This is a genomic window from Streptomyces klenkii, from assembly GCF_003626645.1.
In the GTDB taxonomy this organism is placed as follows: domain Bacteria; phylum Actinomycetota; class Actinomycetes; order Streptomycetales; family Streptomycetaceae; genus Streptomyces; species Streptomyces klenkii.
Window position 1 is genome coordinate 241,630 of the sequence record NZ_RBAM01000001.1, and the last position, 9,728, is coordinate 251,357.

The window sequence follows — 9,728 nt, forward strand, 5'->3', positions numbered from 1 at the left end:
CGCTCATCACAATTCACCTTCCTCACACCACACTTCGGCGCGCCCCCACGCAGGTGTGCATACGCAGCATGCGTGGATCTACGTCACTCCCGTCCCCTCATCCCCGGCACCAGCGACGACAGGACCACCGCACCCGACAGCCAGAACAGGACTCCCAGCGAGATGAAGATTCTGCTCACTCTCCCGAACACCGGCCTGGGGACATCCGACTTCCTGCGCTCCGGCAACATCGTCCACGAGCCTTCACTGGACACCGCCCCCGCCGAGGACGTCCTGGCGGCTCTCGACCGGTACGGAGCCACCGCCCTCGTCGCGTCGCAGCCGCCCGACGAGGCGGCCCTGCGGCGCCGGACCGACGCCCGGGGGCCCGTCTTCCTCGCATGCGTTCCCGCCGCGGCCCCCCGGAGCGGCGGTGACCTGGAGGCCGTCGCCGCGGCCCTGGCCCGCTGCGAGCGGCACTTCGCGCTCTCGCGCCCGCTCACCGGCGCCGCTCCGCCGCCCGGCGAGGGCCCGCGCGAGGTCGTCCTGATCGGCGCCGGAGTCGTCAACCTGGTCACGGCGCTGTACCTGACCGAGGCCGGATACCGAGTGACCGTCCTCGACCGCTCGCCGGCACCGGGCGGCGCCGCGTGGGAGGCGTACGGCTGCACGCACGCCGGCGACGACGCGCGCATGTTCACGTTCACCGAGATGGACAGCTACAACAACCAGGACTTCCACGGCAGCCCGCCCGACTGGTTCCGGCGGACCGTCGAGGAGAACGGCTGGCTCGCCCGCGACGCCTGGACCCTGTCCCCGGAGGAGCTCGCCTGGATCGACGAGTTCGAGCGCGTCCCCTCCTGGCTGGCCCGCTCCTACAACGACGACATCTTCGCCCTGACCGCCGAGGCCGGCCGGGAGTGGGCCCGGCTGCGGGCAAGCCGCGCCGGGCTGTTCGAGGACGCCGTCGTGGCCGACGACATCCTGCGCGTGTACGAGGACCCCGCCCACCTGGAGTCCGCGCTGGCCCGGCACCGCGCCATCGGCGCCGTCCTGCACGAACTCCGGCCCACCGGAGCGGCACGGGACTGCGCCGCCCTGGCCGGGCCGTTGCGCGACGGCAGCCTCGCCGGGGGCTTCTTCGTCCCCGGCTTCACCCTCAACGTGCACAAGTTCACCGACCGGGCCGTCGCGTGGCTGACGGACCGGGGCGCCCGCTTCCACTGGAACACCGCCGTGTCGGGCGTACGGCGCGACGCCTCGGGGACGCCGACCGGCCTGGACTGCCCGGTGCCGCTGCCTCCCGACGCCCACGTCATCGCCTCGCCCGGCGTCTACGGAAGCGAGCTGCTGCGCGGCACACCCTGCGAAGGGAGGATCCACGGCGTCCTCGGCGGCTGGATCCGGATCAGCAACCGCGCCACCGGGCTGCGCAACTCCCTCAAGGTCGGGCGCCGCGGCCACGTCACCGAGGACGCGAACGTGACGGTGGGGCTGGACGCCGACGGCCGGGAGATCCTGATCGTCGGCTCCGGCTACGGCTACACGGGCGCCGGCACCAAACCCGACGAACGGCAGCTCGCCGCCATGCGGCACGGCATCTCCGACACGATCGAGCGCCTCTTCCCGGACCGCGCCGGCCTGCCGGCCTCGTCCCGCAGCAGCGACAACTACGCCTTCAAGTACTGCATACGCCCCTGGACCGCGACCTCGCTCGGCCTCTACCACACGGAACAGGGCCCGGGCCGGGGCCTGTACGTCGTCAACGGCGGCCACAACACCGGCGGTTTCGCCCAGGCCCCGGCCATCGCCCGGGCCGTACTGGCCACGCTGCGCGGCGAGGACCACCCGATGCACCGGCTCTACCACCCCGAGCGGTTCACGGCCTTCACGGCCCCGGCCGCCTCCACCCGCACGCCTGCCGCGCGGGCACCCCAGCCGCTCGCCTCGCGCACCTGACCCGCCGGGGGGCAGGCCCGTAGGCCTGACAGGTAGACCGGGCCGTGGACCCCGTCCCGTAAACCCGGCCCGTATCGCCGACACCCGGTCCGCAGACCTGGAGAAGAGGACCCCATGCACACCGACCCCCCTCTGGAGCCCGCCGACTGGGAGGAGTTCCGGGCCCTGGGCAAGCGGATCGTCGACGACATCGCCGATCACCTCGCCGGCCTCCGCGAGCGCCCCGTGTGGCAGCCCGTCCCCGAGGACGTCCGGGCCTCGTTCCGCGCCGGCCTCCCGGCGAAGGGGATGCCCATGGCCGACGTGTACGAGGAGTTCCGGACGACGGTCCTGCCGTTCCCGCGCGGCAACATCCACCCGCGCTTCTGGGGCTGGGCCAACGGCTCCGGCGTGCCGGTCGCGGCGTACGGCGACCTGCTGGCCTCGGTGATCAACTGCACGCTCGGCTCGGGCGGGAACGCCGCGATGATGGTCGAGCAGCAGGTCATCGAATGGCTCCAGCAGGCCCTCCGCTGGCCCGCCGCCGGCTCCGGGCTGCTGACCAGCGGCGCCTCCATGGGCCAGGTCACGGCCCTCGCCGCCGCCCGGGTGGCGAAGGCGCCCTCCGCAGCGCCCTCCACAATGCCTTCCACAGAGCCTTCCGCCGGATTCCGCGACGAGGGAGCCGTCGCCTCGGGCGTGCAGTTCACCGTCTACGGGTCCGAGGAGACCCACCACTCGGTCGACAAGGCCGTCGAGCTGCTCGGCATCGGCCGCCGCTTCTTCCGGAAGGTCCCGGTGGACCGCGACTTCCGGATCGATGTCGGCGCGCTGCGCGCCGCGATCCGCGCGGACCGGGACGCGGGCCTGCACCCGCTCTGCCTGATCGGCAACGCCGGTACGGTCAACACCGGCGCGATCGACCCCCTCCGGACCCTGCTGGAGATCGCCCGCGAAGAGGACCTCTGGTACCACGTGGACGGCGCGTTCGGGGCGTTCGCCCAGCTCCTGCCGTCCCACCGTCCCCTCCTCGACGGCCTGGCCGAGGCCGACTCGCTCGTCTGCGACCTGCACAAATGGCTCTACATGCCGTTCGACGTCAGCTGCCTGCTCATCCGGAGCGAGGGCGTGCTGGAGGCGGCCTTCAGCTCCAGCGCGGACTACATCAGCAGCACCGCCGCCGGACCGTCCGCCTACCCCGTCGCCTTCTCCGACCGGGGCGTCGAGCAGTCCCGGCGCTTCCGGGCGCTGAAGGTGTGGTTCGCCCTCAAGACCCACGGCATCGGGGCGTTCGCCGAGGCCATTGCCGCGAACGTCGCCCAGGTCGCCCACCTGGCCGCACGCGTCGACGCCGCCGGCGACCTCGAACTCGTCGCCCGCAGCGACCTGAACGTGGCCTGCTTCCGGTACGTCTGGCCCGGAGCCGCCCCGGACGCCGCCGACCGCGTCAACCGGGGCATCCTGAGCCGGTTGCAGACCGAGGGACTGGCGATGCCCTCGCACACGGTCCTCGACGGCAAGTTCGTCATCCGCGTCGCCGACAACAACCACCGCACCGACGTCACCGACTTCGACTTCCTGATCGCTCAGGTACGGGCCATCGGGGCGGAGCTGCGCGCGGCGGAGGAGAGCGCCGGCCCTGCCGGGCCCGCCGGGACCACGCCAACGGCGGGCGGCTGCTGACATGGAACCGGACGAGGAGTACCCGGTCGCCGGCCTCACCGCCCCGGTGGAGATCCTGGTCGACGGCCATGGTGTCCCCCACCTCTACGCCCGGACCCGGACCGACCTCTTCCGAGCACAGGGCTTCGACGCCGCCCGGGAACGCCTGTTCCAGCTCGACCTGTGGCGCCGGCGCGGGCTCGGCCGCCTCTCCGAGGTGTACGGCGAACGGTTCGTCGCCCGCGACCGCGCGGCACGCCTCTTCCTCTACCGGGGCGACATGCGCGCCGAATGGGCGGCCTACGGCGCGGACGCCGAGGACGTGGCCACCGCGTTCACCGAAGGGATCAACGCCTTCGTCCGGCTCTGCGAGCGGCGGCCGGACCTGCTGCCCGCCGAGTTCCGCGAGCTGGGCCACCGGCCGGCCCTGTGGGAGCCGCGCGACATCGCCGTCATCCGCAGCCACGGCCTGACCGGCAACGCCGAACAGAAGGTCGCCCGCGCCCTGACCTTGCGCGACTACGGGCCCGCCGTCGAAGACCTGCGCCGCGTCCGGGAACCGGCGCGCGAGGTGCGCGTCCCCGACGGCCTGGACCTCTCCCTCATCCCCGACGACGTGCTCGACGTCTACCGTCTCGCCACCACCCCCGTCGACCTCACCCTGAGCCTCACGGGCGACGCCCCGGACGCGCCCCGCCCCCGCACCCGCCCCGAAGGAAGCAACAACTGGGTCATCGGCCCCGGCAGGACGGCGACCGGCCGCCCCCTGCTCGCCAACGACCCCCACCGGGCGATCACCCTGCCCTCCCTGCGCCGCCTGGTGCACCTGTCGGCCCCGGGCCTGGACGCCGCCGGCGCGGGCGAGCCCGCCCTGCCCGGCCTGTCCATCGGGCACAACGGCCACCTCGCGTTCGGCCTGACCATCTTCTCCATCGACCAAGAAGACCTGTACGTCTACGAGACCGCCCCGGACGACCCCGGCAGCTACCGCTACGACGGCCGCTGGGAACCCATGCGGGTCGTCCGCGAACAGGTGCGCGTGGCCGGCGGCGACCCGGTCGAGATCGAACTGCGCTTCACCCGGCACGGCCCCGTCATCCGCGAGGACCCCGCCCGCCGCACCGCCTTCGCCGTGCGGGCCGCCTGGCTCGAACCCGGCACGGCCCCCTACCTCGGCAGCCTGCGCCTCTTGCAGGCCCGCACAGCAGACGCGTTCACCGAAGCCCTCGACCACTGGGGCGCCCCCGGCGAGAACATGGTGTACGCCGCACCGGACGGCACGATCGGCTGGCGCCCCGCCGGAGCCGTACCCGTACGGCCCGGCTGGGACGGCCTGCTGCCCGTTCCCGGCGACGGCCGCTACGAATGGGCCGGCCTCCGGCCCGCGCACCCGGCGGCTGCCCTGCGCAACCCTCCGCAGGGCTGGTTCGCCAGCGCCAACGAAATGAACCTCCCCGACGGCTTCCCCCACGAGCAGTGCACCATCGGCTACGACTGGGACCACCGCTTCCGCTACGACCGGATCGCCGAAGTCCTGGACGGCGACAGCGACAGCGATAGCTACAGCGACGGCTACAGCGCCCGCGCGATGACGGTCGAGGACTGCGTAAGGCTCCAGGGCGACACCGTCAACGTCGCGGCCCGGCGCGTCCTCGCGTCCCTGGAGGACTACGAGCCGCCACCCCCGCTCGCCGCGGCGGCCGCCCTGCTGCGCTCCTGGGACTGCGACGAAAGCACCGGCTCCGCAGCCGCCGCGCTCTACCAGGTGTGGTCCCGCCGCCACCTCCGCCCCGCCCTGCTGCGCCACGCCCTCTCCGGCCTCCTCCCGCCCGGCGCCGTGGACGGCGCGCTGGCGCGGTTGCTCGCCGACGAGGAACTGGGCGCCGACGTCCGCACCGACATCGGCCTGCTGGACCCCGCCCGCCACGACCGCGCCGCGCTGGACCGGCTGCTGACCACCTCACTGGACAGCGCCCTGCGCGAGACCCGGAAGCTGCTGGGGGAGGACATGAACCGCTGGAGATGGGGAGCCCTGCACCACGCCGCGCCCGCCCACCCGCTGGCCGGGCGCCTCCGCCGGCCCTGGACGCGCCTCGACCGCCGCGAACGTCCGGGCAGCGGGGACACGGTGCTGAGCACCGGATACGACGCCGGCTTCACCCAGGACGCGGGAGCGAGCTTCCGCATCGTCGTCGACGTCGGGGACTGGGACCGCTCCCGCGCCATGAACGCCCCCGGCCAGTCCGGCCGCCCGGACAGCCCGCACTGGGACGACCTGTACGAGGACTGGGCCCGCGACCGCGCCTTCCCGCTCCACTACAGCCGCGCCGCCGTCGAGGCCCACACCCGTACCCGCATCGTGCTCGTCCCCGCCCCCGCCGCTTAGGGTGGATCGATCGACCCGTCACGACCGCGGAGAGGTGCACACATGACCGGCAGGGCGCCCCGCACGTACGTCGTGGGCCTGCTCGCGGCCCTCATGGCAACAGCCCTGTGGGGCTTCACGTTCCTGGGGCCGGCCGCCGTCGCCCCCGTGAACGTCTACTACCTCGTCGTGGGCCGCTACGCGGTCTTCGGCGTCATGTCCCTGGCCGTGCTCGCACTCCACCGCGGCAGACTCCGCCGGCTCGGCGCCCGCAACCTGCTGCTCGCCCTGCATCTGGGCGTCATCGGATACATCGGCTTCTACCTGCTGCTGTCCCTGTCCTCCCAGGCCGGCGGGGGAGTGCTCGCCTCGACCCTCACCGGGCTGATCCCCCTGCTGGTGACCCTGGCCTCCAACGCGACCGAGCAGGTCCTGCCGTGGCGCCGGCTCGTCCTGCCGGTCGCGGCGATCTCCGGCGGGCTGCTCCTGGTCAACGGCGGTGCGTCCCACGGGCGGACGGCGGACGGCGACGTGACGACCGGGGTGGTGCTCGGCGTCCTCGCCTGCGTCGCCTGGTCCTACTTCGTCATCGTCAACCGCATCGCCTTGAACCGGGCCCGGCCCGCCGCCGACAACGCCACGTGGACGGCCTGCATCGGCCTCGGGGCGTTCGGCGCCTCGCTGTTCCTCCTCCCGCTCGCCCGGTCCGGAGACGGCCCGTCGCCCTTCTCGGACGCCGGCACACTCAGGCCGTTCCTGCTGTGGTGCGTCGCGCTGGCCGTCCTGGGCTCGTGGTGCGCGACCTGGTTCTGGAACATCGCCTCGAAACGGCTGCCCGCCACGGTCATGGGCCCCGTCATCGGCATGGAGGCGGTGTTCGGAGCGGCCTTCAACCTGATCTGGGAGGGGCGGGCGCCCACCTTCCACGAGCTCTGGGGCGGTCTCCTCGTCATCGTCGGCGTCCTGTTCGGCTCCTATCTCTTCAACCGCGCGAACACGTCGCGTGGTGACCGGGAGCCCGCCGGCCGGGACGAGCAGCAGGAGCCACGGCACGGCAAGGCACCGAGCGCCCGTTGAACCGCCGTCGGCCCGGTCGTTATGGACCGGTCAGCGGCAGTGCGGGGAAGGCGTGGTCCTGCCAGATCAGGCGGGAGGCCTCCTCCGGGTAGGCGGTGACGGCCGGCAGGGTGTCGTAGACCTGTACGAGGCGCTGACCGGTGTCGTACGCGGGCCAGCCGGGGTCGCCGTGGGTGGCGAAGGCCGTCCACGCGGCGCGCATGCGGGCGGAGAGCGCCTCCGCCTCCGGGGACGGATCCTCGCCGATCAGCACGGCCGGCTGGCCGCGGTCCAGGTTGCCGAAGACGAGCGGGACGTCGAGGCCGTGGCAGGCGCCGAAGGCGCCGCCCATGCCCGGGGCGGGCCAGGCCAGCTCGTAGACGTGGGCGCGGCTGCCGGCAGCAGTCTGCGCCTCGGCGAGGCGGAGGCTCGGCATGCGGAAGAGCCAGTCGGAGTGGACCAGTTCGTACAGCTCGTCCGGGCCCGCGGCCGGATAGCCGTCGCGGTAGCGGCGGGCGCCGTCACGGCCGGGGGCGAAGGCGTCGAGTGCGGCCGTCGCCTGCTCCTGTGTCACCTGGCCGAGGAGGCCGTCGAGCGCGGTGAACAGCCGCTGTTCGTGGCGGGTGTGGCCGACGAGGAGCGGAACGCCGCGGGCTGCTCCTTCGGCCAGAGCCTGCCACGGGGTGACCGGCAGGGCATCGCCCTCGACGACCGGCGAGAACGGGATCGACCTGAGCGCCGCCCGGCCCCAGCGATCCGCCCAGTGTTCCGTCCCGGCGCCCAACTCGGCGCCGACCGCGTCACCGGCGGCGGACAGCCGGGCCGGGGACACCACGGACAGGTCGGCCACCGTGGGCTTCAGCCCCAGCTCGGCGGCGCAGGCGGCGGCGATGCCGGCAGCGAGCTCCGGCGTGAAGAACGTGCCCGGCACGCTCTGCGCGACGGCCCGGCCGAAGAGCCCGGCTGCGCGTGGCATCGCCAGCAGCGCGGCGACCGAGCCGGCGCCCGCTGACTGCCCGAAGGCCGTGACGCGGTCCGGGTCGCCGCCGAAGGCGCGGATGTTGTCCCGCACCCACTCCAGAGCGGCGATCTGGTCGAGCAGGCCCCGGTTGGCCGGCGCCCCTTCGATCTGCCCGAAGCCCTCCAGCCCCACACGGTAGTTGAACGTCACCACGATGACGCCGCCCTCGCGCGCCAGGCGCCCGCCGTCGTACTCGGGGAGACCGGACATGCCGATCGTGTAGGCGCCGCCCTGGATCCACACCATCACCGGCAGCCCGGCGCCCGGGCCCGGCTCGGGCGACCAGACGTTGACGGTCAGCCAGTCGTCGGCCGCCTGCCCACTGTTGCCCACCGCGTCCCGCGCCAGCGCGTCCATGCCGAAGTGACCGCCCTGCGGAGGCGGCGGCCCGTACGAGACGGCCTCCCGCACCCCGTCCCAGCCCCGTACCGGCTGCGGTGCGGCGAAACGCAGCGCGCCGACCGGCGGCTCGGCGAACGGGATGCCGCGGAAGACCGCCACGCCCGCCTCGCGGGTGCCGCGCAGCGCTCCGGCCGCCGTGCGGACTTCGGGCCGGGGTGCGGACGGGTCGGTCGCGGAGACGGACATGGCTACCCCCCTGTCCGGGCGGGACGGAGCGCGATCACGAGGTTCGGTTCGCGCGGGCCCGGACACTCCGGAGGATCCCGCCGCATCACCCTGTGCGCCACTCATTTACGGATGACCCGGACTTACGGGCGAAGGTGTCAATGGGGGGCATTCGGGCAATAGGTGCAATGGGGGGGATGGGCGGGGGATGCAAGTCGTGTGAGTGACTCGTCCGGACGGGTGGTGCATCGATGGTCGGCGGGGCTGGTGATGACGGCGCACTGGACGTGGCGCCGACCGCCCTGACGGCGGTCGCGTGGCTGCCGCCGCAGGAGCTCTGGCCTGCGATCCAGACCATCCGCTGGGAGCACGACCCGCAGGTGCGGCGGTGGCCGCCGCACGTGAACCTCCTGTTCGGCTTCGTGCCGGAGGAGGAGTTCGCGCGGGCCGTGCCGCTGCTGTCCGCGGGGGCGGCGGAGACCGCGGCGTTCACGGCGCGCCTGTCCGGCGTGCGGTACTTCCAGCACCGGGACTACGCAACGGTGTGGCTCGACCCGGCAGCGGCCGGCGCCGCGCCGTGGGAGCGCCTCCAGCAGGAGCTGGGGTCGCGGTTCCCGCTCTGCCGCGGGCGCGGCCACCGCTTCACCCCGCACCTGTCCCTCGGCCGCAGCCGGGAGCCGCGGCGGCTGGCCGCCGAGTGTGCCGCCCGGCTCGGGGCACTGTCGGCCGTGGTCGAGGAGGTGGTTCTGCTCTCCCGGCGCGGCGACGAGCCCATGCGGCCCAGGGCCGTGATCGCGCTGGGCACGGGCGAGGTTCGCCGGGCACCGGAGTACGAGCAGTAGACGGGCAGGCGGGCAGGCGGGGAGGCAAACGGGCAGGCTCAGCCGGGCTTAGGCGGGATCCTTCCGGGACGCCGCCGCGTTCATCGCCTCGACGAGGCTCTTGGGACGCATGTCGGTCCAGTGCTGCTCGACGTACTCCAGGCAGGCCGCCCGGTCCTGGTCCTCCAGGGCGACGGACCAGCCGTCGGGGACGGTCGCGAAGGCGGGCCACAGCGAGTGCTGGCCCTCGTCGTTGACGAGCACGTGGAAACGCCCGTTCTCGTCATCAAAAGGATTGGTCATGTCCTGTCCTTCCTCG

General features: G+C 73.6%; 7 protein-coding genes. 5 read left to right on the forward strand and 2 right to left on the reverse strand.

Annotated elements, in window-relative coordinates:
• The first annotated feature begins 72 nt into the window (after positions 1-72).
• From D7231_RS00820 to D7231_RS00835, 4 genes are all read left to right on the forward strand, one after another.
• Entirely contained in the window at positions 73-1,938 is a 1,866-nt protein-coding gene (locus D7231_RS00820; protein WP_241999492.1) for an NAD(P)/FAD-dependent oxidoreductase, read from the forward strand.
• 114 nt (positions 1,939-2,052) lie between these two features.
• Entirely contained in the window at positions 2,053-3,600 is a 1,548-nt protein-coding gene (locus D7231_RS00825) for a pyridoxal phosphate-dependent decarboxylase family protein (RefSeq protein WP_120752934.1), read from the forward strand.
• A 1-nt stretch (position 3,601) separates the two neighbouring features.
• Positions 3,602-5,965, forward strand: coding sequence for a penicillin acylase family protein (locus tag D7231_RS00830; RefSeq protein WP_120752935.1), 2,364 nt, complete (start codon positions 3,602-3,604; stop codon positions 5,963-5,965).
• A 42-nt stretch (positions 5,966-6,007) separates the two neighbouring features.
• Complete coding sequence (locus tag D7231_RS00835; RefSeq protein ID WP_120752936.1) at positions 6,008-7,021, forward strand: DMT family transporter; 1,014 nt, start codon at positions 6,008-6,010, stop codon at positions 7,019-7,021.
• Between the two features lie 19 nt (positions 7,022-7,040).
• Here D7231_RS00835 and D7231_RS00840 read toward each other — a convergent pair whose 3' ends face one another.
• The gene (locus D7231_RS00840) at positions 7,041-8,609 is read right to left on the reverse strand and encodes a carboxylesterase/lipase family protein (RefSeq protein ID WP_120752937.1); all 1,569 of its coding nucleotides are present in this window, start codon (positions 8,607-8,609) and stop codon (positions 7,041-7,043) included.
• Positions 8,610-8,839: 230 nt separating this feature from the next.
• Here D7231_RS00840 and D7231_RS00845 point away from each other — a divergent pair, with 230 nt between their 5' ends.
• Positions 8,840-9,430 carry a 2'-5' RNA ligase family protein gene (locus D7231_RS00845; protein WP_120752938.1) on the forward strand — a complete coding sequence of 197 codons (591 nt, stop codon included), beginning with the start codon at positions 8,840-8,842 and terminating at the stop codon, positions 9,428-9,430.
• Between the two features lie 48 nt (positions 9,431-9,478).
• Here the strand turns inward: D7231_RS00845 and D7231_RS00850 are convergent, their stop codons facing one another.
• Positions 9,479-9,712, reverse strand: a complete 234-nt coding sequence (locus D7231_RS00850) for an MbtH family protein (protein ID WP_120752939.1) — start codon at positions 9,710-9,712, stop codon at positions 9,479-9,481.
• Positions 9,713-9,728: the final 16 nt, after the last annotated feature.